Annotated in this window: 25 protein-coding genes and 5 pseudogenes; 19 read left to right on the top strand and 11 right to left on the bottom strand. The window is 69.8% G+C overall.

The window, feature by feature from the left end:
• Nucleotides 1-121: 121 nt before the first annotated feature.
• The 4 genes from ACZ3YO_RS38590 (at nucleotide 122) to ACZ3YO_RS38575 (ending at nucleotide 3298) form a co-directional block, all read left to right on the top strand.
• The gene (locus ACZ3YO_RS38590; RefSeq protein ID WP_465578797.1) at nucleotides 122-979 is read left to right on the top strand and encodes a recombinase family protein; all 858 of its coding nucleotides are present in this window, start codon (nucleotides 122-124) and stop codon (nucleotides 977-979) included.
• A 275-nt stretch (nucleotides 980-1254) separates the two neighbouring features.
• Nucleotides 1255-1680: a nuclear transport factor 2 family protein gene (locus tag ACZ3YO_RS38585; RefSeq protein ID WP_465578795.1), complete on the top strand. Its 426-nt coding sequence runs from the start codon at nucleotides 1255-1257 to the stop codon at nucleotides 1678-1680.
• The gene (locus ACZ3YO_RS38580; protein ID WP_465578793.1) at nucleotides 1677-2516 is read left to right on the top strand and encodes an NmrA family NAD(P)-binding protein; all 840 of its coding nucleotides are present in this window, start codon (nucleotides 1677-1679) and stop codon (nucleotides 2514-2516) included. The genes ACZ3YO_RS38585 and ACZ3YO_RS38580 overlap by 4 nt, the downstream gene beginning before the upstream one ends.
• Before the next feature lie 176 nt (nucleotides 2517-2692).
• Nucleotides 2693-3298, top strand: a complete 606-nt coding sequence (locus ACZ3YO_RS38575) for a TetR/AcrR family transcriptional regulator (RefSeq protein WP_465578791.1) — start codon at nucleotides 2693-2695, stop codon at nucleotides 3296-3298.
• 204 nt (nucleotides 3299-3502) lie between these two features.
• Here ACZ3YO_RS38575 and ACZ3YO_RS38570 read toward each other — a convergent pair whose 3' ends face one another.
• Entirely contained in the window at nucleotides 3503-4648 is a 1146-nt protein-coding gene (locus ACZ3YO_RS38570) for an FAD-dependent oxidoreductase (RefSeq protein WP_465578789.1), read from the bottom strand.
• A gap of 133 nt (nucleotides 4649-4781) precedes the next feature.
• Between ACZ3YO_RS38570 and ACZ3YO_RS38565 the strand changes: the two genes are divergently transcribed.
• Nucleotides 4782-5435: a TetR/AcrR family transcriptional regulator gene (locus ACZ3YO_RS38565; protein WP_465578787.1), complete on the top strand. Its 654-nt coding sequence runs from the start codon at nucleotides 4782-4784 to the stop codon at nucleotides 5433-5435.
• A 163-nt stretch (nucleotides 5436-5598) separates the two neighbouring features.
• Nucleotides 5599-5856: pseudogene (locus tag ACZ3YO_RS38560) on the top strand (transposase); the annotation flags it as partial.
• 195 nt (nucleotides 5857-6051) lie between these two features.
• Here the strand turns inward: ACZ3YO_RS38560 and ACZ3YO_RS38555 are convergent.
• Together ACZ3YO_RS38555 and ACZ3YO_RS38550 are read right to left on the bottom strand one after the other, a co-directional pair.
• Nucleotides 6052-6492: a VOC family protein gene (locus ACZ3YO_RS38555; RefSeq protein WP_465578785.1), complete on the bottom strand. Its 441-nt coding sequence runs from the start codon at nucleotides 6490-6492 to the stop codon at nucleotides 6052-6054.
• Nucleotides 6493-6835: 343 nt separating this feature from the next.
• On the bottom strand, nucleotides 6836-7243 hold the full coding sequence (locus tag ACZ3YO_RS38550) for a RidA family protein (RefSeq protein ID WP_465578819.1): 408 nt from the start codon (nucleotides 7241-7243) through the stop codon (nucleotides 6836-6838).
• Between ACZ3YO_RS38550 and ACZ3YO_RS38545 the strand changes: the two are divergent.
• Nucleotides 7244-7528: pseudogene (locus ACZ3YO_RS38545) on the top strand (transposase); the annotation flags it as partial.
• An 84-nt stretch (nucleotides 7529-7612) separates the two neighbouring features.
• Here the strand turns inward: ACZ3YO_RS38545 and ACZ3YO_RS38540 are convergent.
• Nucleotides 7613-8344: an SDR family oxidoreductase gene (locus ACZ3YO_RS38540; protein WP_465578783.1), complete on the bottom strand. Its 732-nt coding sequence runs from the start codon at nucleotides 8342-8344 to the stop codon at nucleotides 7613-7615.
• A 98-nt stretch (nucleotides 8345-8442) separates the two neighbouring features.
• On the opposite strand from ACZ3YO_RS38540, the gene ACZ3YO_RS38535 reads away from it, so the two are divergent.
• From ACZ3YO_RS38535 to ACZ3YO_RS38525, 3 genes and pseudogenes are all read left to right on the top strand, one after another.
• The gene (locus ACZ3YO_RS38535) at nucleotides 8443-8937 is read left to right on the top strand and encodes an RrF2 family transcriptional regulator (RefSeq protein ID WP_465578781.1); all 495 of its coding nucleotides are present in this window, start codon (nucleotides 8443-8445) and stop codon (nucleotides 8935-8937) included.
• A gap of 65 nt (nucleotides 8938-9002) precedes the next feature.
• Nucleotides 9003-9125: pseudogene (locus ACZ3YO_RS38530) on the top strand (IS5/IS1182 family transposase); the annotation flags it as partial.
• Nucleotides 9126-9137: 12 nt separating this feature from the next.
• Nucleotides 9138-9250, top strand: a pseudogene (locus ACZ3YO_RS38525) (IS5/IS1182 family transposase); the annotation flags it as partial.
• A gap of 100 nt (nucleotides 9251-9350) precedes the next feature.
• Here ACZ3YO_RS38525 and ACZ3YO_RS38520 read toward each other — a convergent pair.
• The 3 genes from ACZ3YO_RS38520 to ACZ3YO_RS38510 form a co-directional block, all read right to left on the bottom strand.
• The gene (locus ACZ3YO_RS38520) at nucleotides 9351-10367 is read right to left on the bottom strand and encodes an aminotransferase class I/II-fold pyridoxal phosphate-dependent enzyme (protein ID WP_465578779.1); all 1017 of its coding nucleotides are present in this window, start codon (nucleotides 10365-10367) and stop codon (nucleotides 9351-9353) included.
• On the bottom strand, nucleotides 10364-11704 hold the full coding sequence (locus ACZ3YO_RS38515) for a radical SAM protein (RefSeq protein WP_465578777.1): 1341 nt from the start codon (nucleotides 11702-11704) through the stop codon (nucleotides 10364-10366). Before ACZ3YO_RS38515 ends, ACZ3YO_RS38520 begins: the two co-directional genes overlap by 4 nt.
• 242 nt (nucleotides 11705-11946) lie before the next feature.
• A complete protein-coding gene (locus ACZ3YO_RS38510; protein WP_465578775.1) occupies nucleotides 11947-12360 on the bottom strand; it encodes a DUF3052 domain-containing protein in 414 nt (137 codons plus the stop codon).
• 807 nt (nucleotides 12361-13167) lie between these two features.
• Between ACZ3YO_RS38510 and ACZ3YO_RS38505 the strand changes: the two genes are divergently transcribed.
• The 6 genes from ACZ3YO_RS38505 (at nucleotide 13168) to ACZ3YO_RS38480 (ending at nucleotide 16788) form a co-directional block, all read left to right on the top strand.
• Complete coding sequence (locus tag ACZ3YO_RS38505; protein ID WP_465578773.1) at nucleotides 13168-13899, top strand: hypothetical protein; 732 nt, start codon at nucleotides 13168-13170, stop codon at nucleotides 13897-13899.
• A 146-nt stretch (nucleotides 13900-14045) separates the two neighbouring features.
• Nucleotides 14046-14282 carry a hypothetical protein gene (locus tag ACZ3YO_RS38500; RefSeq protein WP_465578771.1) on the top strand — a complete coding sequence of 79 codons (237 nt, stop codon included), beginning with the start codon at nucleotides 14046-14048 and terminating at the stop codon, nucleotides 14280-14282.
• 269 nt (nucleotides 14283-14551) lie between these two features.
• A complete protein-coding gene (locus ACZ3YO_RS38495) occupies nucleotides 14552-15259 on the top strand; it encodes a helix-turn-helix transcriptional regulator (protein WP_465578769.1) in 708 nt (235 codons plus the stop codon).
• A gap of 32 nt (nucleotides 15260-15291) precedes the next feature.
• Nucleotides 15292-15807, top strand: coding sequence for a DUF3291 domain-containing protein (locus ACZ3YO_RS38490; protein ID WP_331742465.1), 516 nt, complete (start codon nucleotides 15292-15294; stop codon nucleotides 15805-15807).
• Between the two features lie 61 nt (nucleotides 15808-15868).
• A complete protein-coding gene (locus ACZ3YO_RS38485) occupies nucleotides 15869-16255 on the top strand; it encodes a hypothetical protein (RefSeq protein WP_465578767.1) in 387 nt (128 codons plus the stop codon).
• 248 nt (nucleotides 16256-16503) lie between these two features.
• The gene (locus tag ACZ3YO_RS38480; protein ID WP_465578765.1) at nucleotides 16504-16788 is read left to right on the top strand and encodes a hypothetical protein; all 285 of its coding nucleotides are present in this window, start codon (nucleotides 16504-16506) and stop codon (nucleotides 16786-16788) included.
• Between the two features lie 367 nt (nucleotides 16789-17155).
• Here the strand turns inward: ACZ3YO_RS38480 and ACZ3YO_RS38475 are convergent, their stop codons facing one another.
• Together ACZ3YO_RS38475 and ACZ3YO_RS38470 are read right to left on the bottom strand one after the other, a co-directional pair.
• On the bottom strand, nucleotides 17156-18115 hold the full coding sequence (locus ACZ3YO_RS38475) for a hypothetical protein (RefSeq protein ID WP_465578763.1): 960 nt from the start codon (nucleotides 18113-18115) through the stop codon (nucleotides 17156-17158).
• Nucleotides 18116-18417: 302 nt separating this feature from the next.
• A pseudogene (locus tag ACZ3YO_RS38470) lies at nucleotides 18418-18657 on the bottom strand (cupin domain-containing protein); the annotation flags it as partial.
• Nucleotides 18658-19374: 717 nt separating this feature from the next.
• On the opposite strand from ACZ3YO_RS38470, the gene ACZ3YO_RS38465 reads away from it, so the two are divergent.
• A complete protein-coding gene (locus ACZ3YO_RS38465; RefSeq protein ID WP_465578761.1) occupies nucleotides 19375-19956 on the top strand; it encodes a hypothetical protein in 582 nt (193 codons plus the stop codon).
• Between the two features lie 271 nt (nucleotides 19957-20227).
• Nucleotides 20228-20458, top strand: coding sequence for a tyrosine-type recombinase/integrase (locus ACZ3YO_RS38460; RefSeq protein ID WP_465578759.1), 231 nt, complete (start codon nucleotides 20228-20230; stop codon nucleotides 20456-20458).
• A 210-nt stretch (nucleotides 20459-20668) separates the two neighbouring features.
• On the opposite strand, the gene ACZ3YO_RS38455 is transcribed toward ACZ3YO_RS38460, so the two are convergent.
• Nucleotides 20669-21943: a glycosyltransferase gene (locus tag ACZ3YO_RS38455; protein ID WP_465578757.1), complete on the bottom strand. Its 1275-nt coding sequence runs from the start codon at nucleotides 21941-21943 to the stop codon at nucleotides 20669-20671.
• The gene (locus ACZ3YO_RS38450) at nucleotides 21940-22584 is read right to left on the bottom strand and encodes a tetratricopeptide repeat protein (RefSeq protein WP_465578755.1); all 645 of its coding nucleotides are present in this window, start codon (nucleotides 22582-22584) and stop codon (nucleotides 21940-21942) included. The genes ACZ3YO_RS38455 and ACZ3YO_RS38450 overlap by 4 nt, the downstream gene beginning before the upstream one ends.
• Nucleotides 22585-23040: 456 nt before the next feature.
• Between ACZ3YO_RS38450 and ACZ3YO_RS38445 the strand changes: the two genes are divergently transcribed.
• On the top strand, nucleotides 23041-25136 hold a 2096-nt coding region (locus ACZ3YO_RS38445; RefSeq protein WP_465578753.1), incomplete at its 3' end, for a thioesterase domain-containing protein.

Here is a 25136-nt window from a genome sequence, read left to right as displayed (position 1 = left end):
TTCATGAGCGGTCACCTGTGAAACAGCCGCCCGGCGGGCCGTCCACCTGCGGCGATCACGTTTCATGAGTTGTTGCAAACGACTGGATGCCTGAAACACCCTCATGAAACGATCCGGGGGCGTGAGCGACGACTTCAAGCGCGTGGAATCGCAACCCTGCCCGATGTCCACCTGCGCCGCCCCGGTGGGCTCCCCATGCCGGACCAGCAAGGGCAAGGTGGCCATCCAGTACCACACCGCCCGCTTCCGCCTCGTGCCCCAACTCGCCAAGGAGTTGCACGTGCCGACCCCCGCCGTACGGAAGCCGGGAGCGGTGTGGATCGAACTGCCTCGGCCGGTGAGCGCCGGCACCGAGCCCGTCGGGCACGTCTGCCTCGGATACGCCCGCGCCTCGACCGCACGCCAATCCCTCGACGTACAACTCGACTCCCTCACCGAGGCCGGGGTCACCCGGATCTTCTCCGAGAAGATCTCCACCCGCGCCACCAGGCGCCCCGAGCTGGAGGCCGCCGTGAAGCTCGCCGGGGAGATCCGCTCCTCCGGTGTCGCCGTCACCCTCGTCGTCCACGAGCACAAACGACTCGGCCGCGGCATCGAACTGGCTATGCTCGCCGAGGAGCTGAAGGCGAGCGACGTCGGCTTGGAATTCCTCACCGGCGAGCTGAAGGGCTCGCACGATCCCTCCGGCATCGTGTTCACCGTGCTCGCGGCGATGTCCGGCATGGAGCGTGAGTACATCCGCGACCGCACCCTCGAAGGCCACGAGTCCGCTCGCAGGCGCGGCAAGACCATCGGCGGCGCGGGCGTCACCGACGAGTCCATGCTGTCCATGGCCATCCACCTGCGCGACCAGGAGATGAGCCTGCGCGACATCGCCAAGCGGCTCGTCATCACCACCGGCACGAAAAAGGGTCAGCACCCCTCACCCGCCACCGTCATGCGGATGCTGCGCGAACACGACGAGGCCACCGGGATGTGAACCGGGCGTCCCCGACCAAGGGCCAGGTCAGCGCCTACTTCGTTGTTTTTGCGGCGAGCACTACTGGGACCCCGTCTCGGATGCGCGCAAGGCGAGAACTTGTGAAGCGGACCGTCAGTCCATATGCTCCAGTCCATACGGACTGGCGGTCCGTTTTCATTCGGGTGTCCCGTCATGAAGAACCGCGACTTCAGGACATCGCGCTTCTCCTGACGAGTGGCCGTAGTCGAAGGCCTGGGATCGCCGTGACTTCGAGTAGAACGGAAGCCTTGATCATGACAGTGCCGATGACCACCGCGGAGCTGTACCACCACGGCCTGCGGCTCCTGGTGGAGAAGGACATCCCCGGCTGGGTGGACCTGTGGGCCGAGGACGGCGTCCTGGAATTCCCGTTCGCACCCGAAGGCTGGCCCCTGCGCCTCGAAGGCAAGACCGCGGTCGGCGACTACATGCGCCACTATCCCGACCACGTCGACGTGCACGACTTCCCCGACGTGAAGATCCACCAGACCACCGCCCCCGAGACGATCGTCGTGGAGATGCGCGGAGTCGGCCGCCTGGTGGAGACGGACAGCCCGTTCGACATGACCTACATCGCCGTGGTCACCGTCGAGAACGGGCGCATCACCTCCTACCGCGACTACTGGAACCCCCTCGCCGTGTCCCAGCCCGGCGCCGACTTCGTGGGAGCGAACCGATGAACGCCCTCAGCGCCACCCTGGTCATCGGGGCCACCGGCACCACCGGCCGCCGTGTCGCGGCAGGACTGATCGCCGAGGGCCACCGCGTCAAGGCCGCCGGCCGGAGCGCCACCCCCGTGGAGGGCGCCCAGGCCGTCCGCTTCGACTGGCACGAGCCCGCGACCTGGAGCGAGGCTCTCGACGGTGTCGACCGCGTCTACCTCATCCCGCCCATCGGCTCCTCGGAGCCGGCCGCGGTCATGCTGCCGTTCCTCCGCCAGGCCCGCGCGGCCGGGGTGCGCCGTGCGGTGCTGCTCAGCTCGTCGGCGATCCCGGCCGGCGGTCCGGCGGTGGGCCAGGTCCATCAGGCCCTGCCCGGGCTGTTTGACCAGTGGGCGGTGCTGCGGCCCTCCTGGTTCATGCAGAACCTCACCGGCTCCACCCCTCATGCGCGCAGCATCCGCGAGGACGGCGCCATCCTGACCGCCACGGGGGAGGGCCGCGTCGGGTTCATCGACGCCGAGGACATCGCCGCCGTCGCCGTACGCGCCCTGACCGACGACCAGGCTCCCAACACCGACTTGATCCTGACCGGCCCGCAGGCGCTCAGCTACGCCGACGTCGCCGCGACCATCACCGAGGTCACAGGCAGGCCCGTCGTCCACCGGCACCTGACATTCGAGCAACTTCGCGACCGCTGGGCGGCCGAGATACCGCTGGAGTTCGCCATCATGCTGGCCGGCATGGACCGCGCCATCGCCGAGGGCGCAGAAGACCACACCTCCGACACCGTCCAGCGCCTCACCGGCCGCCCCCCGGGCACCTTCCGCACCTTCGTTGAACGGGAGGTGTCGTAGGGCAGTTGCGAACGACTGGCCGGACGACGTGACTGACCTGCTCACGCAACGCAGGCCGGGCGACTGCCGCCGCCTCCAGGCGCGGGAAGCACGGCCTGGTGCGAGCCGCCACTCGTGCGAACCTCCCCGCATATCATTCCCGGGGGCCGTGACTGGCCGAAGACCAAGGAGGAACCGTGGCCGAGCGCACGGAGCGCGCAGATGCCCTGCGCAACCGAGAGGCCGTCCTGGCTGCCGCCGACACCCTCTTTGCCGCCAGCAGCAGCCCCCACGGCGTGTCGATGGACGACATCGCGGCGGCGGCCGGTGTGGGCAAGGGCACCCTCTTCCGCCGCTTCGGCGACCGCGCCGGCCTGATCGGTGCCGTGATCGCCTCCCGCCTCGAACCCCTGCGGCAGGCCGTACAGGAAGCGCAGGACGCGGCGGCGTCCTCACCGCGGCAGCGGGTGCTGGACCTCCTCGACGCCGCACTGCGCTTCAAGATCGAGAACCGCAACCTGATGTCGGCGGCAGAGGACGCGGGGCTCAGCAGCCCCTACCAGGCCGCGCACTACGCCTGGTGGCACGAGACGCTTCGAGCGGCACTGGATCAGGTGTCCGGCGTCCGTGCCGCGGACTTCACGGCCCACGCCCTGCTGGCCGCCATCCGCGCCGACCTCGTCGCGCATCTGATCGACGATCAGAAGATGACGCCCGAAGCCCTGCGCTCCTCACTCGCGGCCCACATCGACAACGTCCTCGGCAGCAGCTCCGATCCGCCCGGCACGCGCACGGAGGCATGAGAGACCGATCCCAGTCCACGGGAGCGTCCGGCGGCGCACGGACCGCCGGGCGCGCCCTCCCCGCACAGATGCCGCCGAACCCTGCGGCCCAGGCTGGCGCCTGGCTACAGCCCGAAGACCTCGCCGACAGGGTGCCGGCGGCGAGGTCTTCGGGGGATTCGTCCATGTCGAAGCCACTGGACGTTGAGGGGGGCGGGCGGGGGCTCAGGGCTGGGTGTCGCCGCGGTCGCCGAAGTCGGGAATGTCGGCGGACAGCAGGTGCTCGGCGCCACCTTCGAGGATCCTGGCCGTCTCGGTGGAGCGGGGGAGCATGGTCTTCTCGTAGGTGCGGATGGCGTCGTCGACGGTGGCGGAGTCGGCGAGGGCGATGGCGAGTTCGCTGGCGTCGAGCATGGCGAGGTTGACGCCGACGCCGAGCGGGGGCATGAGGTGGGCGGCGTCGCCGAGCAGGGTCACCGTCGGGTTGTGCTCCCAGGTGTGCGGGACGGGGAGGGCGAAGATCGGGCGGTCGACGTAGGGGCCGTCGTTGTCGGTGATCATCCGGCGCATGCGGGGTGACCAGTGTTTGTACTCGTCGAGGAGCTGGGCGCGGACGGCATCGGTGTCGTCGGCGGTCAGGCCGCTCTGGCTGATCCAGTCGACCGGGACCCGCTGGATGATGTAGACGCGGATGTGGTCTCCGCTGTTGCGCTGGGCGAACAGGCCGCGGTTGCCGTCGGCGGCATGGGCACCGCCCTGGCCGACCAGTTCGGCGATCTCGGGGTGGCGGTTCTCGACGTCGGAGAACCGGGCCTCCAGGAAGCTCACCCCGGTGTACTGGGGGACGGCGGGGGACAGGGCCGGGCGTACCCGGGAGAAGGCGCCGTCGGCGCCGATGACCAGATCGGTCTCGATGGTCGTGCCGTCGGCGAAGTGCAGCCGCCGAGGCCCGTCGGCGGGCCCGCTGATCGTGTCGAGGGCTTGTCCCCAACGCACGGTTCCCGGTTGCAGGGAGTCGAGCAGCAGGTCGCGCAGCTGGCCGCGGTCGATTTCCGGCTTGAAGAACTCATCGGCCTCCGGGACCTTGTGCGACGTCATCGTGCCGACCGGGTCAAGCTGGCGCATTTCCTGCCCTTCGGGGCGGGCCAGCTCGAAGAACTCGTCGAGCAGGCCGGCTTCGCGCAGGGCGATCTGGCCGTTGTCGGCGTGCAGGTCCAGGGTGCCGCCCTGGTTGCGGGCGTCGGGGCCGGGGTCGCGGTCGTGGACGGTGACCGCGATGCCACGCCGCTGAAGGATGCGGGCGCAGGTCAGTCCGCCCGGTCCGGCGCCGATGATGCTGATCCTGGCGCGGGTAGGAGCTACGGAATTCATGGGTTCCCTTCGTGGATGCCGGATCACAGCGGCAGCCCTGCAGGGCGGGCCGGTCGGGCATCGCCAAGTATTTTGTAACAGCTCCAAAAATGCAACCGTTCCAAGTTTGCTCGGTACCGGGTAGGGTCGAGGCATGGCAGAGATGATCGACCATGAAGGAACAGGCGGGCGGCGCGAACGCAAGAAGGCCGCCACCCGCCAGGCGATCGCCGACACGGCTCTGCGGCTGTTCCTGGAACGCGGCTACGAGCAGGTGGGCGTTCGCGAGATCGCCGACGGCGCCGACGTGTCGGTGTCGACCCTGTTCAACTACTTCCCCCAGGGCAAAGAAGCCCTGGTCTTCGACGAGGACGCCCGCAACGAGGCCGCCCTGGTCCGCGCGGTCACCGACCGGCCGCCGGGCCAGACGATCCCTCACGCTCTGCGCGCCCACCTCACCGGCTTCGTCGACTCGGCCCACACCCGAGACCCCCGCTTCGCCGACTTCCAGCGGCTCATCCACGAGACCCCGGCTCTGCGCGAGTACTCCCGCGCGATGTGGCTGCGCCACGAACACGCCCTGGCCCGTGCTCTCGCCGACCAGGCCGGCCGGCCGCAGGGCGACCTCATCTGCGCCGCCTATGCCCGGTTCACCCTGGAGATCCTCGCGTTCGCCGGCTCCCACCCCGATCCCGCCGCCGCCGTCGACCAGGCCTGTCTCCTGCTCGACCAGGGCTGGACGGGCACGGTCGCCCAACATGACCCCGAATCCGGCAGACCGGCCAGCGCCCCATCCCCCATCGCATAGAGCCGCGAACGGCCGCACGCCGATCTCGAGGACGACCTACGGGCGTCTCACACTCAGCCCCAGCCGGATCGGCGACATCGCCCGCGCAGTCCTGTCCTCAACAGCCACGACCACAGCCGTGCGCGCCCGCCGGCCGCACCTGCTCGAGCTTGTCGGTGTCGGTGTCGGCCCAGAGGGTGCCGCTGTCCTCCTCATCGCTGCTGGCGACAACCCCGACCGGGTCACCGGCGAGGCGGCCTTCGCCGCCCTGTGCGGAGTCAGTCCGGTCGAGCAGTCCTCCGGCAAGACCCAGCGTCGGCGTCTGAACCGAGGTGGCAACCGACAGGCCAACGCCGCCTTCCACCGGATCGTGATGACCCGAATCCGCTGGGATGACCGAACCCGGGCTTACCCGCAGCGACGCACCGCCCAAGGCCTCTCGAATCGCCCGCGAGCTCTACCGGCATTCAGTCGACAACAGCGCTCGCCAGGCTGATATCCGGAGCGTGACACAACACAGGGCCTTCGACACCACGCACAAGTCTCCGACGATTCAACGCCGGCTGGCCCCCATTCCCGGTTCCATTTCCTGGCAGAGGACACCGGGTCGGCGCCTCTGCGAGCGGACCTCTTTTTCTCAGCTCAGCTGCTCGGCCAGCCCGAGGATGATTCCGCTCGGTCCGCGGAGATAGCAGAGCAGGTAGCTGTCCTCGTAGCGCGTCACTTCGCCAACGAGTTCGGCGCCGTGCGGCCCGAGGCGGGCGAGGGTGTCCTCGATGTCGTCGACGGCGAACATGACGCGGTGCAGGCCCAGCGTGTTCGCCGGGGTGATCTCCGGCTTGGGGGTGATCGCCTTCGGGCTGTGGTACTTCGCCAGTTCGAGCCGGCCCGGGGCGTCGGGGATCCGCATCATCGCAATCTCGCATCGCATGTCGTCGAGCCCCACGACTCTTCCCGCCCAGCTTCCTTCGATCGGCATCCTGCCTTCCAGCTCCATGCCGAGCTCGGTGAAGAAAGCGACGGCGGCGTCGAGGTCGTCGACGACGATGCCGACGTTGTCCAGGCGCTGAATCGTCATGTCCCCGAGGATAGGGGCCGCGTCCGACGCCGTCGGCTCAACCAGCCGTCTCGCCGGTCACCACTCCTTCTGACATCGCGGGCGGACTCGAGGACGGCGGCGAGCCCGGTGTCTTGGCGGCGAGCCCGGTGTCTTCCAGCACACGCGCGAGGGCGGAACCGGCAGTTGCCACCACCGCGCGGCCGTGGCCGGCACATCGGTCACGGACGCGCCCGTTGAAGGGTGCCCGCGCCGACGGTGGTCCTTGCGGGCGACTTCGCCGGTGGAGCCCGGCTCCACCAGCCGGCCCCCGTGCCGTGGCGGACGCCCGGGCCCAGGTGGCCCCAGGGTGAGGAGCGCCTGTTCAGTCGATGACGGCGGTGGCTTCGACCTCGACCAGGTGCTCGGGTACGTCCAGTGTCGCGACACCCAGCAGCGTGGCCGGCGGGACCGGCGTGACCCCCAGTTTCGCGGCCGCCCGGGTGACGCCTTCCAGCATCAGGGGCATCTTGTCGGGGGTCCAGCCGACGACGTAGACGGCCAGTTTCGCCACGTCGTCGAAGGAACCACCGACCTCGGCCAGGGCGGTGCCGATGTTCAGGTAGCACTGCTCGACCTGAGCGGCGAGGTCACCTTCGCCGACCGTGGCCTGATCGGCATCCCAGGCGACCTGCCCGGCCACGAGGACCAGCTTCGAACCGGTTGCGATCGAGACCTGCCGGTAGGCGTCGATTTTGGGCAGTCCGTCGGGGTTTACCAGGGTGATGGCCAGGTGGGCTTTACCCCCGAACAGTGGACACTTCTGAGAAGCGGATCTTGGGGTCCGTGGAGAGGATGTCCTCATGGGTACTGCGGGGACTCGGGGGAGTTCAGACGGGACGCGGTCGCGCTGGTGGAGTCCACCGGGCGGCGGATCCCGTCGGTGGCGCGCGAGCTGGGCGTCAACCCGGAGTCGCTGCGCCAGTGGGTCCAGCGCTCCCGGGCGGCTGCCGGCGCGTCTGGTGCGGGCGGTGAGGGTCCGATGACGGCGGCGGAGCGCGAGGAGCTGCGTCGGCTGCGTAAGCAGGTGCGTGAGCTGGAGCTGGAGAAGGAGATCCTGCGAAAGGCGACCGCGTATTCTGCCTCGCGCCCCCGGGAGCGGTCAGCCGTTGAGCCAGTCCTGGTAATGGGTCGGTGCCAGGCGGGCGCCGGGGCCCGGGGTGAGGACGTCTCCGTGGACGGCGGCGAACAGGCCGGCCTGGTCGTCGACGACGACGGGGCGCCGGTCGCCCCGCGCGGCCAGCGTCATGCGGCCGATCTCGTCGAGCGTGAACGTGTCGGGGCCCGCGATCTCGAGAATCCCGCCGAGCGGCGTGCCGGTGGCCACGTCTGCGAGGGCATCGACGATGTCGCGGCTGGCGATCGGCTGAAGCAACGTCGTGGGCAGTCGCACCGCCGTCTCGTCCGAGGTCCACGACATGGTCGGCTCCATGAACTCGAAGAACTGCGTGGCGCGGACGATCGAGTAGGGCGTCGGACCGCCGCGCAGCAACTCCTCCTGGAGCGCCTTGCCGCGGTAGTAGTCCAGTTCGGCGACCTGGTCCACGCCGACGATGGACAGAACCACCTGGTGGCGTACGCCGGCCCGCTCGCCTGCGGCGAGGAGGTTGCCCACCGTGGTCCGGAAGAACTCGATCGACTGCTTGTCGAACGTGGGGGAGTTGGTCACGTTCACGACTGCCTCCGCGCCGGCGAGCGCCGTGTCGAGTCCGGCCCCGGCGAGCAGATCGACGCCGGACGACAGCGACGCGGCGGTCACCTCGTGGCCTCGTGCGGTCAGCTCGGTGGCGAGCTGCGAGCCGATGAGTCCGGTGCCGATGACGGTGATCTTCATGGTGCGCCTTCCTTCGTGAGTCGAGCCCCCGCAAACTCGGACATCTGATATCCGAGATAATACTCGGATATCCTATGTCCGAGTCAAGTGGAGGTGGCATGAAACTGTCCGGTGGCGTGGAGTGGGCACTGCACTGCTGCGTGGTGCTGACCGCGGCCGGCGATCCGGTGCCGGCGGCTCGGCTGGCTGCGCTGCACGACGTGTCGCCGAGCTATCTGGCCAAGCAGATGCAGGCGCTGTCCCGCGCGGGCCTGGTGCACTCGATCCAGGGCAAGACCGGCGGCTACGTCCTCACCAGGAAGCCCGAGGAGGTCAGTCTGCTGGACGTGGTGCAGGCCGTCGACGGGGCGAGTCCCGCGTTCGTCTGCACCGAGATACGTCAGCGCGGACCGCTGGGGACGCCGCCGGAGCAGTGTACGAAGCGATGCCCCATCGCCCGGGCGATGGGAGCCGCCGACGCCGCGTGGCGCGCGTCGCTGGCCAGCGTCACGATCGCCGACCTCGCCGCATCGGTGGAGGGCGACAGTGGCCCCGAGGCCCTGCCGAGGATCGGCGCCTGGCTGAACGCGGACCCGGACGACCGGCCTCACTGATCGTTTTCAGCATGAGTCGAGCCGCACGTCCTGCACTCGGTGATCCTGCTCGGCAGTGTGTCCGGGTGCGTGCTGATCTTGTTCCTGACGGCCTGTGGGAGCGGTTGGCTCCGTTGTTGCCACCCGCTCCCGAACGGCGCAGCCGCTACCCCGGGCGACTGCGCGCTCCGGATCGGGCGGCCGTCGCGGCATCATGCTGGAAGCGCGGCATCAAGCCGCTGATCGCCCGACGAAGCGTCGCACATGGTTCCGGACTGTGCAGGTGCGTTGGGTTGTCGAGCGCGCCTTCGCCTGGCTGCACCAGTTCAAGCGGACTGCTTGGCCCAGGAAGAACGGATTGTCATGGGTGCGAGCGGCGAACTCCTGGTCGCAGAAGTCCGCATCGTCGTACACGGCCAGGCCTTCAGGTGGTTTCATCGCGCCATCGCCGGCGTCGGGCCGGAAGCGTCGGCAAGGCTGGTGAGGATGGAGCCGGACCAACCACTCTCCCCGAACACGCTGACCGGCATGGCGAGCACGCCGTACTCGCGCTGAAGCGTCTCCGCCGGGATGTCAACCGGGAAGAAGTAGTTGCCGGGACAAGTCCGGCTCGCCATGGGAATCGCCCCGAGCACCTCGTCCGGCAGCCGTTCGAACAACCGCGCAGCCCGTGCGGCCAGTTCGTCAACAACCTGCCGGGGCACGTCACTGTGCTCGGTCAGCAGACGGTCGGCGAGCCTCAACTGTGCCGGCGTCGGCGGATCCGCCCGGAACGCTTCGGCCAGTTCGGCTTCTTCCGGACCCAGCAGGACCACGCCGAAGGTGCGCGGCCACAGCCACCCCTTGGTGACCGAATGCAGCAGCACTGTACGACCGGTGCCCAGCAGTCGCCGTGTCCCGGCGGCGAACGGGGCTCCCAGGTCGTAGACGCTGTCGATCAGCAGGCGGCGGCGTGGTGATTCCTGCAGCCACGAGATCACCGCGGCGCACTCGGCATCGGACAGGTACCGGCCGAGCGGCTTGCTGGGGTTGGCGAGCAGCAGGTACTCGGGCCGGTCCTCCGCAGGCGCCCCCGGCCGGGCTGGCACCGGCAGCGTCGGGTAGGACGCGGGTGCCAGGCCCGCCGCGCGGGCCAGCTCGAAGTACACCGGGTACACGTCGCTGGGCAACCACAACCGCGCTTGCACAGCGCGCAGCCACTGGAACACCAGACTGAGCCCGTGTCGGACCCCTCGACAGACCATGGCGCGGCCGGACCACTCTTCCGGCAGCTCGAACCGCCGCAGCCAGACACGGGCGAGATCGCACCGGTGCACCGTACTCATGTCGGTCGGCGGTTCCGGTCGCATCGGAGCGAGCGCCCGGTACACGTTGGTCTCGGCGGCGTCCAGAAGCGACGAGGAAGTGCTGAGTTGCCGCTGCCGGAATTCCTGGAACTCGTCGAACCTCATGCCGTTGCACCTTCCGCCACGATCTCGCTGGCCCGGTCCTCCAGGGAGGCGTAGCAGCGTCCGTCGGCCAGGACGTTCCAGCTGCGCGCGATCCCACTGGTGCGTTCCCAGAGCAGGCTGGGCTCGGTGTAAGCGGCGATCCGCATCGGCCGGCCGTCCCAGCTGCCGTGGTAGACCGGCGCGCCCCAGGGCAGGCGGCTCGCCCGTTCGAAGCCGTGCTGCTCGGCGAACCGGGTGACGACGGACAGCGAAACCTGGTGCTCTCGGCTCCAGACGTTGGCGGCGCGGTCGAAGTAGAGCGACTCGGTGCTGGTGGAGACGTACAGCTCTTTGAAGCAGACTTCCTCGACGCCGAGATCCGCGGCCCACGAAAGGTAGTCGGCGACGCCGGCCGCATCGGCCACGCCGCCGCGCTGGAGTACGCAGATCAGCCTCATCCTCAGGCCCGGCCATCGGTCACGTTCCACACGCCAGGTGCCGACCACGGAACCCACCGGCGTGCGCAACATCATCAGCCGCTCGCTGACGGCGTCGTCCTGATGGTGCCGGGAGACCGCCAGCACGCTCAGGCCTGCGGCGCTCAGGGCTGCCAGCCGACCGGCCCGGTCAGCGTGCTGACCCTTCGCCAGGGTGTGCGCGTTGGTGATCAGGACGACCTTCGGGAACGCCGCCGAGCAGGCGGACACCAGCCGCAGCTGCTGTTCGAAGGGTATGAGCGTGGGCTCCCCGCCGCCGGTGATCACTGCCCGCTCGGCACCTGCCGTGCGGGCGCGCTCCAGCCAATGGGCGACCGCGTCCCACGGGACCCGTGCCGGCGCTTGGTCGCTGGAGATCGAAGCCGAGGAGAAGCAGAACGAACACCGGGCCTGGCAGGCGGAGGCGACCGGTAGAACCGAAACCGAGCGCGGTCGCACGTCGGCGTAGTGGCGCAGTGCCGATCCGTGCAGGTGCAGGGAATCCGCCATCGCATCCTCGACGGTCGTCGGGCGCAGAGTGAACTCGCCGCCTGCGTGGTCGAGCTCGTGGACGGCTGACAACCGGATGCGAGCCTCGTGCAGCTCCATGCCGAGGCCGGTCGACACGTTGGGCACCAGCTTGTCGGGGTCCACCGTGGTTTCCAGCACCAGCAGCCGGTCGCCCGGAATGGCCAGACGGTCCAGCAAGCGTCGCGCCTTGCCGATGCCGATACCCAACTCCGAACGGGTCAGCAGGTGGAACCGGTCTGGATAGGTACTCTCCGGAATCCCCGTTTTACCGTAGGTGAACGCGTACTTGTCGAAGCCCCTCGCGAAGTTCGACAGCACGATGACGTGGAAGCGCTGGTCACTACGGTTCATCCCGTCATCATGCATGAACGGGCTCGCACTGATCATTGCTGCCCGGGAACTGTGCTCCGGCACCAGAGTGTCGGGGAACGACGGCGCGCACCGGCGGCTGGCCGGGAGGCGAGCAGGCCATGGATGACGGCTGGGGTACCCACGATGCTGTAGCCGCGCCGCCCTGCAGGCCGAGGCCGGCGACGCGCACCCGATCACCGAGCTCGGCACCGCGCTCCGAGGTCCCGGGCTGGTCAGGGTGGCTACCGCCTGGGTGCGACCAGGCGTGTGCCAGTCCAGTCCCGGGCAACGCTGACGGACTTGGTCTGGGAGAGACCGGCGGTCTGTGAGGCCTCGTTGATGTCGCTGGGTTCGATGTACCCGTCCCGGCCGCCCTTCGGGGTGCAGAGCCAGATGTCACCGCCGTCCTCGAGCATTCCGATGGCGTCGACCAGGGCGTCGGTGAGGTCGCCGTCATCGTCGCGAAACCACAGCAGCACCGCGTCGGCGACGTCGTCGTAGTCCTCGTTGACCAGGTCCTTGCCGGTGAGTGAGGCGATGCCTTCGCGGAGGCCCTGGTCGGAGTCGTCGTCGTATCCGATCTCCTGGACGATCTGACCAGCCTGGAAGCCCAGCCGGGCCGCGGGGTTGGTCCGCTCGTCCTCAGATGTCGTCATCACTGCCTCCGTATCGCGGACGCGACTGTCACGTCTCCTTCCGTAGCCAATCAGATACCTTGCGTGTTCGTGGGCGATCCACACCGATGGGAGCCATCGCGTCTTCCGGGACCGTCGAGTCAGCGTGTTGAAGTCGGTTGATCACGATGGGGCGGTCCGTGTCCAGTGATCCGCCCGGTAGGGCACCCGATCGAAGGATTCCACTGGCCAGGTTCTGACGGCTGGTCAGCTGATCTTTGTGTCCTGGGGCCGCCCAGACCTCGCCCATGCCATCCGCGCCCATCGAGCGGTCCATCAAGTACCGCCCTGCCACGACCGTGCCGCTCTGCACCGCGTCCGCCTTCCCGCGACTCCCGCAAAGAGACTCAGGGTAGGGCCATGTGCTGACGCTCCTGCCACCGGGATGACATCCCGTCGCCCGTCGCTGCTACTGCCAAGGCCGGCTGCTCACGATCGAGGAGGTCCCAACCTCCAGCGCCTCCTTGGCCGGCGTGGCGGCCTTTCGCCCGCGCCATCTGCGCGGGTCCGCCGACCGCGGCCGCACGCCGCCGAGATCATCCCGCAGCTCTTGCTGCAGCGGTTGAGTGGATGGGGCCGCCCGGGCTGGTCGCCTTGCAGTCACCGGCGAGGGTGCAGTCGGTCGCCGGATATCGTCACCGTGATTGCCGAAGGGCTCCCGTATGGATGGCCGGTCGTTCAGGTGAACGTTCCGCGCCGCGGCCGGGAGTATCGGACGCCCGGGGAAAGCCTCCTGCGTGGCGGGCCGCTCACCCGGAGCGGCCGCACCTGATCACGGAGACTTTCCCGATGCGTCTTGTTCCCCGCTCTGTCGCGCTCGTCGGCGCCGTCCTGTCCGCCACCGCCCTGGTCGGCCCGGCTCCCGCCGCCGCTGCGCAGCCCCCGGCAGGCCGGTACCTGAACCTGCACCAGTGTGTCTTCGACGCCTTCCTGCCGGCGAGCTTCGACCTCATGACCACTGTGGTCCCGAGCAGGGACGGGCGCTTCACCGCCGGCACGAACATCTCCGGTGCCGCGGACGCGAGCCCCTCCTGCGGTCGCGGTGACGGGACCTACGAGAACAACGTCTACTCGGCCGCCGAGGGCTATGACCTGACCGCCGGGCGCTACCTGAACCTGCACCAGTGCGTGTACTTCGGCGACTACGACCAGACCCACCTCACCACGGTGGTGCCGACCACGGACTTCAAGTTCACTGCCGCCACCAATGTCTCCAACACCCGTGACACCGCGCCGAGATGCAGCAGCGGGGGCGGCGTGTACGACCTCCTCCCGCTGCTGTCGAGCGCCACGCCCCTGGACCTGGCCGCCGGGCGGTACCTGAACCTGCACCAGTGCATGTACTACTTCAACGGCCGCCGCGACCACTTCACGACGGTCGCCGCGAGCGGGGACGGGCGCTTCAAGGCCGGAACGAACATCTCCAACACCCCCGACACCACACCCTCCTGCGGCCCTGGGGACGGGCAGTACCAGCTCATCCCGCTGCTCTCGGGCGTCAAGGCCATCCCGGTGAGCTGAGGCCTGGAATGCCGAAGCGCCGGCGTGTCCGAACGATCGTGTCAGTGCGTGACGTGACCGTCCGGCCGGGGGCTTGACCTCGGGTCCTCCTGCCGGCGCTTCCGGCCCGCCTCCGCGGAGAGGGCCTCGCATCCGTTCGCCGCTGGATGCTCGACAACCTCGCCCACCGCCAGAGCGTGGACGAGCCGGCCCAGGGCGCGTACATGTCCCACCGCACGTTCATCCGGCGCTTCCGGCAGGAGACGGACACCTCGTCGATGGCCTGGCTGACCGCTGCCGACGGCGGACACGGCGGCTGCCGTGCTGGTGCAGCTGTGGACCACGCGCGCCACGAACGCCGCGTCGGCGTGGCTGGCCGGGACGCCCCGGGGCGTCGGTCGTGAACGTTCGGACGCAGTCGGGGATCCTCTCCATCAAAGTGCGTGCGCAGGGGGACCTGCCCCTGCAGGCCCGGTCGCCGGTGACGCGCGTCGGCCCGGCGCGAGACCGTGCCATGTCGTCCGGCGGCCCATCTGCCGCGCCGCCGTACGCCCTGCCCTGGCTGAACTCGGCCGGCCCCGGAACGCGCCGCGCGCTGGTGGACGCTGCCGGCAGCCTGCCGGTCGGCTCACGACTTTCTATCTCCCACCTGTGTTGTTCTTAGAATGGCCGGGTGAACGACATCGACGCGATCGCGGTATTGCAGGATCCGGTGCGGCGCCGCCTGTACGAGTACGTGGTGGCCCAGGGGCGTGAGGTCGGCCGCAACGAGGCCGCCGAGGCGGCCGGGGTGGCGCGCACGCTCGCCGCGCACCACTTGGACAAGCTGGCCGAGGCCGGGCTGCTGGAGAGCGGGAGCCGCCGCCTGACGGGCCGTTCGGGGCCGGGGGCGGGCCGCCCCGCCAAGGTGTACACGCGGGCGCGGGCCGAGCGGTCGGTGTCGCTGCCCGCCCGGGACTACCGCACCGCCGCCGAGTTGCTCGCCGAGGCTGCCGAGCAGGCCGGGCTGGACGCCGGGCTCTGCGCGGTCGCGCGCCGGCGGGGCGAGGCCCTGCGCGGTTCGGCGGCGCCCTGCGGCGGCCTCGCGGAAGCGATGGAGGTGCTGGCCGCCCGCGGCTACGAACCACATCTGGAGGGCGCCCAGGGGGCCCAGGGCGTCCAGGACGCCGAGGGGCCGGCCGGGTCGGCCGCGCACGTCGTCCGCATGCGCAACTGCCCTTTCCATGCCGTCGCCGAACGCTTCCCGCCGCTCGTGTGCGGCATGAACCTCGCACTGCTGGAGGGGCTGCTCGGCGCGGACGGTCCGGTGCGCGCCCGCATGGACGCCCGGCCGGGGGAGTGCTGCGTGGTGGTCGAAGCTTCTAAAAACAATGACCGTTGACTTAGAAAGCAGGGTCGTGCTGGGATGAGGCCATGACCGCCGCCACGCATGCCGCCCACCTCGCCCAACTCAACGTCGCGACGCTTCGCTACCCCCTCGACGACCCGCGCATTGCACCGTTCGTCGACATGCTCGACCCGGTCAACGCCGCCGCCGACGACGCGCCCGGCTTCGTGTGGCGACTCGCGGAGGAGGGGGCGGCCGACGCCACCGGCCTGCGTCCGGCGGGAGAGGACGTCATCGTCAACATGTCGGTGTGGGAGTCCCCGGAAGCCCTCTGGGACTTCACCTACCGCAGCGGGCACCTGGAGGTGATGCGGCAGCGGCGCGATTGGTTCGAACGGCACGTCGAGGCGCACCTGGTGCTCTGGTGGGTCCCCGCCGGCCACCTCCCGACCGTCGGCGAGGCCCTGGAGCGGCTGGCGGACCTCCGGGCGCACGGGCCCTCCCCGCGCGCGTTCACGTTCGCCTCCTCCCACACCGCGGCCGAGGCCGCCCAGCACCTCCGGGCCATGCCGCCGGCGCGCGGCCCGGGCGGGCCACCCTGAGCCCGCGGTCGGTAACGGCAGGGGAGGCCGTGGTGTAGGCCAGGGGCCGGGACCGCGCACCGTGCTGCGCTGGATTGACGGGAGCCGCCACCCCAAAGGAGCAGACGCCGAACGACTGCAGCGCGAAGCGCTCGACGTCCAGACCACCGAGCGCGGCCGGGAGCGCAAGGCCAAGCAGCTCCAGAAGCTCGGCACGTACTCCGGCGTCAGCGTCCGGGTCGGGCGCGCCCAGACCTTCGAGATCCGCGGCTCGGACGCGGTCCGGGCCCGCGACGTCCACCTCAACCTCACCGGCGAGCAGGCCGCCGCGCTGGCCCGCGCCGAAGATGAGGGAGCGGTGCGTGAGGTGATCGGCGAAGCCCTCGCCGACTACTTCAACGGCGGCGCGTACGGCGGGTTCACCGCCGACGACTTCGAGTACGACCCCGATGACTTCGACCTGAACTGACCCGCAACCCAACCGGGGCGGCCCACACCGGGGCCGCCCCGCACCACGTCGAGAAGCAGAGATCCGGATGCGTGGCCCCGGCTACTACCTGGTGACCGACCTCCTGGTGGCCGCCGACCACACCCGCGAGCAGGCCTCCGCCGCGGTCGCCCGGATCGAGTGGGACGTCCTCGACTGGGCGCAGGGCACCGTGCGCAGCACTGGCCTGCACTGCCCCGACGACCGGGACGACTCCATCGACGGCTGGTATGAGGGCACCGTCGCGGCGAACACCCGCCTGGCCGAGCACGGCCGAGCGGGCCCGCGTCGAAGCCCGCCGCGGCGGCATCGCGGTCCCTCCGGGCTCCACTCCGTCCGACCCCGAGCCCGTCGGCTGGCCCGGACCCACCTACGTCCTGCTCCGCCAGCCCGAGAGCCTGATCCTCGCCGAACTGCCCACCCACCGGTTCGTCGCCCTTACCGGGGCGTTGGAGGGAACGCCGCCGGAAATCTACCTGGACGACATGGCCACGGCCTGCCCCTTCCGCAGCTGACCACCGGACGACCCGGACCTAGTCACCGCAACCAGCCAACTCACCTGCTTCTCACCTCAGTTCAGGCGTCGCTGCACGGGTGGGATCGGAAACCCTTGCATCCCCTCCCCGGCCCCGGAGCAGTCGCGACCCGGTCGCTAGCGACCGGCAGATCCGGGCCATCCAAGCGGGTGGACAGTTTCGGCACGCCTTCATCCGTAGGGGCTGACACGATACGAAGGCGCAGGTGACGCAGGATCGGGAGCCCTCGCACGACGGGCGCCGTGTCGTGGGCAGCGCTGGTCGTGACGCCCTGGGCGCCGGGCTTGGGCGGCACCGCTGCGCCGCCGTCCGCCGGGAGAGGGTTTCCGGTGTGGAGGGCCGGTCGTCAGTGGGAGCGCAGGGCGGCGGAGCGGGCGCGGAGGAAGGCCTGGCGGGGTGTCAGGCTGTAATTCCACCCGGCGGTGGACGCGTGGCGGCCCATGGCGCGGAAGTGGATGGCGGCGTCGGATCGGCGCTGTATGAGACTCATGGAGAAGGCGAGCAGGGAGTGGTCCTCGGCGATGCGGGAGTGCGGCCGCGGGCCCGAGTCGATCCAGCGCTCCTGTATGTCGGCCAGGTGGGCGGGGAGGCCGTTCGAGTCGAATCCGTCGTCGTCGGCCACCCACTTCTCCCGGTTGGCGAGGAACGGCAGGAGGGTGAGGGTGTGGCCGGCCGGTGCCCGGTCGGCGGCTTCGCGGGCGAATTCGGTCATCTCCCGGTGCGAGCCCGACCACTTGGCGCACAGGTACTGCAGGGCGTGGTGGTGCCCGGTGCGGTGCAGGGGGTCGCAGGCGGTCAGGGCCTGCCAGCGGGCGTCGAACTCCCACCGGGGGACCTGCAGTCCGCGTGCCAGGTGCACGGCGGTCGCCCGGGGTGTGGGATCGGCCGGCGCCAGATCGGCTGCCCGTGCCGCCAGTTCGTCGGCCTGCCCCAGCAGCTCGAAGAACCTCGGCCAGGCGTCATTACGCACGTACTTGGCCAAGCCGTGGCCGCGGATGAACCAGGCGCGGGCGATGTCCGCCCTGGACAGGACGGTCAGTGGATCGGCGCTCCCGGGCTCCGCCTCGGCCCAGTTCTGCAGGGCCCGGAGCCCGGCGGAACCGGCGGCACGGTCGGACAGGTACTGCACCCGATGGTCTTTGAGCGCCCAGTCGTCGCCACCGGAGAGGAGCAGGTCGCGTGCCGGTCGCCAGTCGGCCCGCTTGGTCAGTGCGTCGGCGGCGACTCGGAGGCCGTTGTCGCCGTACGCCTTGTCGAAGGAGACCGGCGGCAGGAGGCCCAGAGAGAGTCGGTTCAGCATGGTCACGGGCGAACGCTACCGGGGGAGGGGGCGGGCTCCGAGGCCGGGGCCTGCGGTGATGCCGGTGGGCGCGTGCCGGGGACGTCCGCGGCCCGGAGCGGCGACCGGAGGCCGAGACGGTGGTGCAGTCGTGCCCGGCGTGGGCGACCGAGCTCATGGGCCGGTGTCCGACCAGGGGCCGACCATCGACTGTCGGGATGTGTGACTCCGCGCGCTGTCGATCGATCCCAGCCGCTCCGGTCGCTCCTTGTCGGCCGGCGGTGGGGGAGTGGCGGCCGCCGGGCTGGTGCTTGAGTCGTTCCAGCAGGTCAGTTGCCGGCCGCCGCCTCCAGGGTGGCGCGCCACAGCGGGCTGTCGACGTAGTGGTTGTCGTACTGCTCGGAGGAGTCCTTGATCTCCTGCGGGCTCGCCTCACCGCGCATCACCCGGCCGAGCAGGCGCAGGTAGTCGAAGCGGGGCATGCCGGGGGTGAAGGTGAAGAGCACGTCGGCCTCGGAGCCGGGCGCGGCGGCGAAGGCGTGCGGGGTGTGCGGGGGGACGAGCAGGAACGTGGCGGTCGCCGGCCCCTGGTGTGACCGGCGCTGCGTCGCTTTCGGTCATCGACTGGTCGGCCGACGGCGAGAGCCAGGCCCGGACGTGTGCCCGGCCGCGGTGCCACCCAGGTGCCGAGGCCCCCACCGGCCGCCTCAGCCGCAAGTGCCGGCGTCTCCAAGCGAGCTTGGGGTTCGGGGAAGAGGTCGATCGGTTCGGTGGGCACGGGTTGTTGGCCGGGGCCGGGCCGGGGCCTGCGCTCCGCTGGGCGGGCGCCTGGGCCGGGTGGCTGGCTCGCCTCCGTCAGCACTGTCGTCCGTCCGGTATCGGGTGGTAGGCCGAGCGTCCCGTAAAGGGCCGTCAGGTGCTCGCGGGTGGTCCGGGGCGTGCCGGGCGGCCTGGGCGAGTCGCTCGCCGTCCATCGACTCCCAGCCGGCGGCTAACACCAGCGATCTAACCGGCCGACCGCCTCGCCTCGGCCGAGGCGAGGCGGTCGGGTTGCGGGGCACGACCCTGCCGTCGGGGCCGGAAATCGGCGGGCCACCCGCGCTGCACCACGAGGTGTGGTTCGGCATGATCGACCCGCCGCGTGACTTCAGCGTCTGGGACGCGGCCGACCATCCGGGGTCAGCAAAAGGTCAGCAAGTCACCCGGGAGTCGTCAACCATGGCCACCACCAACCTCGTCCGCGGCATGGGCAGCTTCTTCAAGGAGTGCGGGCACCCCGAGAGCCGATGGCCGAGTGCCCGCACGAGTACAAGATCAGGTACCGCAATGCCGCCGGGAAGCAGACCGAGGAGTCCGGTTTCGCCACTCAGGAGAAGGCCAAAGCCCGGCTCGCCGAGGTCTGCCAGGCGCGGAAGAACAACCCGCAGAGCCGGCGCAAGGCGGAGCGCATCCAGAAGTACGGCTCAATGCGGTTCGAGGAGTACGCCACCGAGCGGAAGGCCGGCCAGCGGGACCTCAGCGCCGGCTCACTGCGCCACCTCGACTCTCGGCTGGAGCACCATCTCTATCCGGCGTTCCGGAGCCGCCGGATGGGTACCTTCGACCACAAGGTCGTCGAGGCGTTCATCCAGACCATGGAGCGGAACGGCGTGGCCCTGGCGACCCAGGCCAACGTCTTCGACAAGCTGAAGTCCATCCTCCTGGACGCACACCGACTGGGGCTCTACGACGAGAACGCGCTGGAGGGGGCCAAAGCCCCGCAGTACAACCCCAAGCGCGCCGTCATCCCCTCTCCGGCGCAACTCCGTGACGTCCGGGTCGCCGGTGACGATGTGTTCCGTCTTGCGGCCGACCTGATGAGCGGCTGAGGCGTGCGCAACGGCGAGGTGCTGGCGGTCAACATCAACAACATCGTCGCCGACGACGTGTACCGGATCACCGAGCAGGTCAACCAGACCACGAAGGACTTCGGACCCCTGAAGCACCGCAAGGTGGGCGACTACCGCGACGTTCCCCTCTCCGCTCACGTCAAGCACTCCATCGAGTGGTACGCGGACAAGTACGGCACGGTGGGCGGCTACCTGCTTCGTCATCCGCAGGATCTGGGCAAGCCGATGGCGTACTACTACCTGGGTACCGGTGGCGGCGGACAAGAAGGCCGGGATCGTCGGGATCCCCGATGGCATGGTCCTTTACGGCCTCCGCCACTTCTTCGCGTCCAACTGCCTCGCTCACAACCTCCCGATAAAGGACGTCGCGGAGTGGATGGGCCACCGCAGCCTCGACATCACGTTCAAGATCTACCGTCACCTCATGCCTGGCTCCATCGGCCGCGCCGCCCAGATCCTCGACCTTGGTGTCAATTCCTGAGGACAGCGAAGGTCTCCGCACACCCCTGGCAGAGCCTCCCTGCGGCTCCGCCAGGGCGCGCGGACAACCCTGTCCATCGGCCACGGGTTCGAGCGGCCGCCGTTTCATCCCGAGCGGGTAGTCGATGTGCAGAGCGCCGCCGGCGGCCTTGTGGTTGAAGTTCCAGCTCGACTGCGGTGGGTCGCGCCCGCAGTGGGCCTTCTCGCCAGATCACACCAGCAGGAGACCGCCACACCGTTCCGCGCCGTCCTTCATCGCGATCAGGTTGGCCTGCACGTAGGAGATGTTGTTCCTGGAGTGCCAATCGGTCGGGTAGTAGGTGACCAGCCGTGAGCTCTGGAACCGGGCCTGGATCTCCGGCACGAAGGCGCGGTACTGGTTGTCGGTGTAGTACCAGAACGAGTTCTCGTTGTAGTAGGCGACATGTGTCGGGTCCTGGTACGCGCCCCGGCCGTCCGAGCTGGGCGTCAGGCTGAGGAGCATGCCGCCCGGTGCCAGCAGGCGGTACAGCTCGTTGATCAGTGGGACCTTCGCGGGCACGTGCTCCAGGAAGTCCACCGCGCGGAGCAGGCCGACCGAGTCGTCCGGGAGGTCCAGTTTCCCGGGCAGGGTCGCGACGATGTCGACGCCTTCCCCGGGGTACTGGTCTACTCCCAGGTAACCGGGCGGCTTGCGATGGGCGGCGCCGAGGTCGAGCGCGAGCAGCCCGCGCCGCTTGGTCCAGGCGAGCGCGTTGGCCTCGACGTACTTGTCGTACAGGGCGACGGTCTCGCGCTGGATGTGCGCGTTGATCTCCGTGTCGCGCTGGGTGTTGTCGGCATGCATCCGCTGGAGGTAGAGGCAGCGGGGGATCCGGTGGAAGTCGCCCGCCTGGAACAGACGGCACATCAGGTCCTGGTCGTCCAGCACCACGCGCGTGGCGTCGTACCCGCCGACCTGGTGGTAGACGTCCCTGCGGAACGCGCGAACATGGTTGGGGGCGTACCAGATGTACGAGACATTGTGCGGCGTCGGCGCCATGGAGACGGCCTGCAGAAGCCGTCGGCCGTCGACGTCCACCTCCTCGTACTGCCAGCCGTTCGCCTCGTTGAACCGCGTGTCGTCCCGGCCTCCGTCCTCGGTGACCTGAGCGGTGTGGCTGTAGACGAAGACGACGCCGGGGTTCTCGTCGAAGGCCCGCGCCAGTTCCGCCAGGCAGTCCTTCGTCAGCAGGTCGTCATGGTCGAGCTCCACGAGGATTTCTCCTCGAGCCAGTTCGCAAGCGCGCCGCTTGGCCGCGCCAACCCCCCGGATGTCGTCCGCGATCTCCACCCGGACACGGTCGTCGGGGTGTTCCGGCCGCCATCGCGCGCCGCTGTTGAGGAGCACGATCCACTCCCAGTCGGAGTGCGTCTGCGCCTGCAGGGTGGCGAGGCAGTCGTCCAGGAAGCGCGGCCGGTGGGTGGGGGTGAACACGGAGAACTTCGGCGTGCAGGGAGAAGTCATCTGCTGGTACCTGCCTGAGGGACTGTCGGTTGCGGTGTCGGTGCTGCGCTCGCGGCATCTCGGAAGCGTTCCGGCACGAGCGGTTGGAGCGACGGGTCGGCGTGGACGGCGCGCCCGAAGGCGTCCTTGGCTTCGCTGTCGCTGCCCTTCTTCGCCAGGGCCTGCCCAAGGTGCAGGTAGGCCGTGGACGCCTTCGGGTAGGCACTCACGATGTGCTGCAGGATCGCGATCGCCTGGTCGGTGTCGTTCGATTCGAGCAGGAGCGCCTTGTTGTAGAGGGCCGACTCGAAATCCGGATCGATTCTCAGAGAATTGTCGTAATCCGAGAGGGCCTCGGCCGTCCTGTTGTCGTCCTGGGCGATGACGCCGAGGTTGTACCAGGCGAGTTTGTTGGCAGGATCCAGCTTCAGAACCTGCCTGAAGCTTTTCGTCGCCCCAAGGAAATCGTGGCTTTCCCCTTGCCTGATACCTGCTTGAAGCACCGCCCCCGCCTCGGAGGCGTTTGCGGCCGTGGACAGCGTGGGCGCCGACGCGGGTCTGGCCGTGGGGTGCTCTCTGGACAGCTCGACCCAACCGGCCGCCATATTGGCGACTACGACCGTCACGGCGAGGCCCGTCCACAACCGCACTCGTTTCTTCACTGCGCTTACCTCTTGGATCTGGTGAGAGCGAAGGAGACGGCCACCAACAGGAGGCGAGAACGTAGAGCCAAACGGACGCTATCGCTCAAACAGCGGGCTCTGTGGCACCGGCGCGCCGTAGCCGCGGGCCGACTGTCCGCGGCTACGGCGCCACGGGCGGCGTGTACACCGCGACCAAGCCAGCGGCCCTCACGCCCTGCAGATCGCGTAAACGGTGGTGGTGGAGGATAGGCCAACGCCGCCTCCGATTTGTGCCTGATAGCCGGTGGGGGGCGAACCGATTGGATAGGCAGCACCTTGGAGGGGGAAATACAGTCCGGTTAGTGTGTTGAAGTTATAAGCGCCACCACCGGTGGCAAATTTTCCGGCGGGACAGAAGACGGTGTTGAGAGTCGTTCCGCTTTGAGGGCCGGCAAGCGTACTGGTCACAACGACGCTCTGTGTCCCAACGTCTCCTTGAGCGCCCTGGAAGCCCTGGGGGCCCTGCGCGCCGGTGTTGCCTTGGCTGCCTTGGGCGCCCGCAGCACCCTGGAAGCCTTGGGTTCCCTGGTCTCCTTGGCTGCCCTGCGTGCCGGCGCCGCCCTGGAGGCCCTGCGCGCCCTGAGCGCCGGTACCGCCCTGGAAACCCTGGACACCGGTGTTGCCTTGCGCGCCTTGCGCGCCGGTGCCGCCCTGCGCGCCGGTACCGCCCTGGGAGCCCTGGGCGCCGGTACCGCCCTGAGTGCCCTGAGTCCCCTGAACACCCTGCGTCCCCTGGGCGCCGGTACCGCCCTGCGCGCCCGTGCCGCCCTGAGGGCCAGGTCCACCCTGGTTGCCTTGGCTGCCGGTGCTCCCCTGGAAGCCCTGGACACCTTGCGTCCCCTGGAACCCCTGGAACCCCTGAGTACCCGTGCCGCCCTGAGTGCCCTGAGCCCCGGGGCCACCCTGAGTGCCCTGAGGGCCCTGGGTGCCGGGGCCACCCTGAGTGCCCTGAGGGCCCTGGGTGCCGGTGCTGCCCTGGGTGCCCTGGTTGCCCTGGGCCCCCGTGCCGCCCTGGAAGCCCTGAGCTCCTTGAGCCCCGGCGCCCCCTTGGAAGCCCTGGTTACCCTGCGTGCCGACGCTGCCTTGCGCGCCGGTGCCACCCTGCGTGCCCTGCGCACCTTGGGTGCCAGTACCACCCTGGAAACCTTGGGCGCCCTGCGTACCGGTACCGCCCTGGAAACCTTGGGCACCCTGCGTACCGGTACCGCCCTGGAACCCCTGCGTGCCCTGACTGCCCTGGCTTCCCTGGGCGCCGGTGTCACCCTGGCTCCCTTGGCTGCCCTGGCTGCCCTGGAACCCCTGGACACCCTGAGCACCCTGAGCACCCGTGCCGCCCTGGAAACCCTGAACACCCTGCGTTCCCTGGGTGCCGGTGCCGCCCTGGCTGCCCTGGCTGCCGGTGCTCCCTTGGAAACCCTGAACACCCTGCGTCCCTTGGGCGCCGGTACCGCCCTGCGCCCCCGTGCCGCCCTGAATGCCCTGAGCCCCGGGGCCACCCTGATTGCCTTGGTTCCCCTGAGCACCGGTGCTGCCCTGACTGCCCTGGGTGCCCTGCGCGCCCTGCGCGCCCGTGCCCCCCTGGACACCCTGAGCACCCGTGCCGCCCTGGAAACCCTGAGAGCCCTGAGATCCCTGAAAGCCCTGAGTACCCTGCGTCCCAGTGCTGCCCTGGGCCCCGGCGTTGCCCTGGAAGCCCTGGCTGCCCTGCGAGCCGGCGCCACCCTGGAAGCCCTGCGTGCCCTGCGCGCCCGTACCGCCCTGGAAGCCCTGGGCGCCGGTCTCTCCTTGGATGCCCTGCACCCCAGGCCCGCCCTGCGCGCCCTGCGTGCCCTGCGCGCCCGTACCGCCCTGGGAGCCCTGGGCGCCGGTGCCGCCCCCGACACCCTGGAACCCCTGGCTCCCCTGAGCGCCCTGAGTACCGGTGCTGCCCTGGGTCCCCTGGGCGCCGGTGCTGCCTTGGAAGCCCTGGGTGCCCTGGTCACCCTGACTGCCCTGCGCACCCGTGCCGCCCTGGCTGCCGGTGCTGCCCTGATTACCCTGCGCGCCCTGCGCTCCGGTGCCGCCCTGGAAGCCCTGGATGCCTTGAGTGCCCTGGTCACCCTGACTGCCTTGAGCGCCGGTGCTGCCCTGAGTGCCTTGGCTCCCGGTACCACCTTGGGCGCCTTGGAAGCCTTGGCTGCCCTGAGCGCCGGTGCCGCCCTGCGTGCCCTGTACGCCCTGAGTCCCGGTCTCGCCCTGGTTCCCTTGCGCGCCCTGGGTTCCGGTGCCGCCCTGGAAACCTTGGAAACCTTGCGCGCCCTGGTCGCCCTGGCTGCCCTGCGCACCGGTGCCGCCCTGGCTGCCCTGAGCACCGGTGCCACCCTGAACCCCCTGGACGCCGGTGTTGCCCTGGCTGCCCTGCGCACCGGTGTTGCCCTGAGCGCCCTGCGCACCGGTGCTGCCCTGAGAACCCTGCGCACCCGTGCCACCCTGGCAGCCGACACAGGTGCCCGAAGGACCCTGGGCACCCTGAGCACCGGTGCTGCCCTGGA

The sequence above is a fragment of the Kitasatospora sp. NPDC022785 genome, assembly GCF_055561295.1.
This window is presented reverse-complemented; position numbering and strand designations above follow the sequence as displayed.

Bases quoted from the DNA above. Each gene is read 5' to 3' on its own strand.
- ACZ3YO_RS38585 (WP_465578795.1), top strand. From the start codon at position 1,255: ATGACAGTGCCGATGACCACCGCGGAGCTGTACCACCACGGCCTGCGG.
- ACZ3YO_RS38580 (WP_465578793.1), top strand. From the start codon at position 1,677: ATGAACGCCCTCAGCGCCACCCTGGTCATCGGGGCCACCGGCACCACC.
- ACZ3YO_RS38570 (WP_465578789.1), bottom strand. From the start codon at position 4,648: ATGAATTCCGTAGCTCCTACCCGCGCCAGGATCAGCATCATCGGCGCC.
- ACZ3YO_RS38565 (WP_465578787.1), top strand. From the start codon at position 4,782: ATGGCAGAGATGATCGACCATGAAGGAACAGGCGGGCGGCGCGAACGC.
- ACZ3YO_RS38555 (WP_465578785.1), bottom strand. From the start codon at position 6,492: ATGACGATTCAGCGCCTGGACAACGTCGGCATCGTCGTCGACGACCTC.
- ACZ3YO_RS38540 (WP_465578783.1), bottom strand. From the start codon at position 8,344: ATGAAGATCACCGTCATCGGCACCGGACTCATCGGCTCGCAGCTCGCC.
- ACZ3YO_RS38535 (WP_465578781.1), top strand. From the start codon at position 8,443: ATGAAACTGTCCGGTGGCGTGGAGTGGGCACTGCACTGCTGCGTGGTG.
- ACZ3YO_RS38520 (WP_465578779.1), bottom strand. From the start codon at position 10,367: ATGAGGTTCGACGAGTTCCAGGAATTCCGGCAGCGGCAACTCAGCACT.
- ACZ3YO_RS38515 (WP_465578777.1), bottom strand. From the start codon at position 11,704: ATGAACCGTAGTGACCAGCGCTTCCACGTCATCGTGCTGTCGAACTTC.
- ACZ3YO_RS38510 (WP_465578775.1), bottom strand. From the start codon at position 12,360: ATGACGACATCTGAGGACGAGCGGACCAACCCCGCGGCCCGGCTGGGC.
- ACZ3YO_RS38505 (WP_465578773.1), top strand. From the start codon at position 13,168: ATGCGTCTTGTTCCCCGCTCTGTCGCGCTCGTCGGCGCCGTCCTGTCC.
- ACZ3YO_RS38500 (WP_465578771.1), top strand. From the start codon at position 14,046: ATGCTCGACAACCTCGCCCACCGCCAGAGCGTGGACGAGCCGGCCCAG.
- ACZ3YO_RS38490 (WP_331742465.1), top strand. From the start codon at position 15,292: ATGACCGCCGCCACGCATGCCGCCCACCTCGCCCAACTCAACGTCGCG.
- ACZ3YO_RS38480 (WP_465578765.1), top strand. From the start codon at position 16,504: ATGAGGGCACCGTCGCGGCGAACACCCGCCTGGCCGAGCACGGCCGAG.
- ACZ3YO_RS38465 (WP_465578761.1), top strand. From the start codon at position 19,375: ATGGCCGAGTGCCCGCACGAGTACAAGATCAGGTACCGCAATGCCGCC.
- ACZ3YO_RS38455 (WP_465578757.1), bottom strand. From the start codon at position 21,943: ATGACTTCTCCCTGCACGCCGAAGTTCTCCGTGTTCACCCCCACCCAC.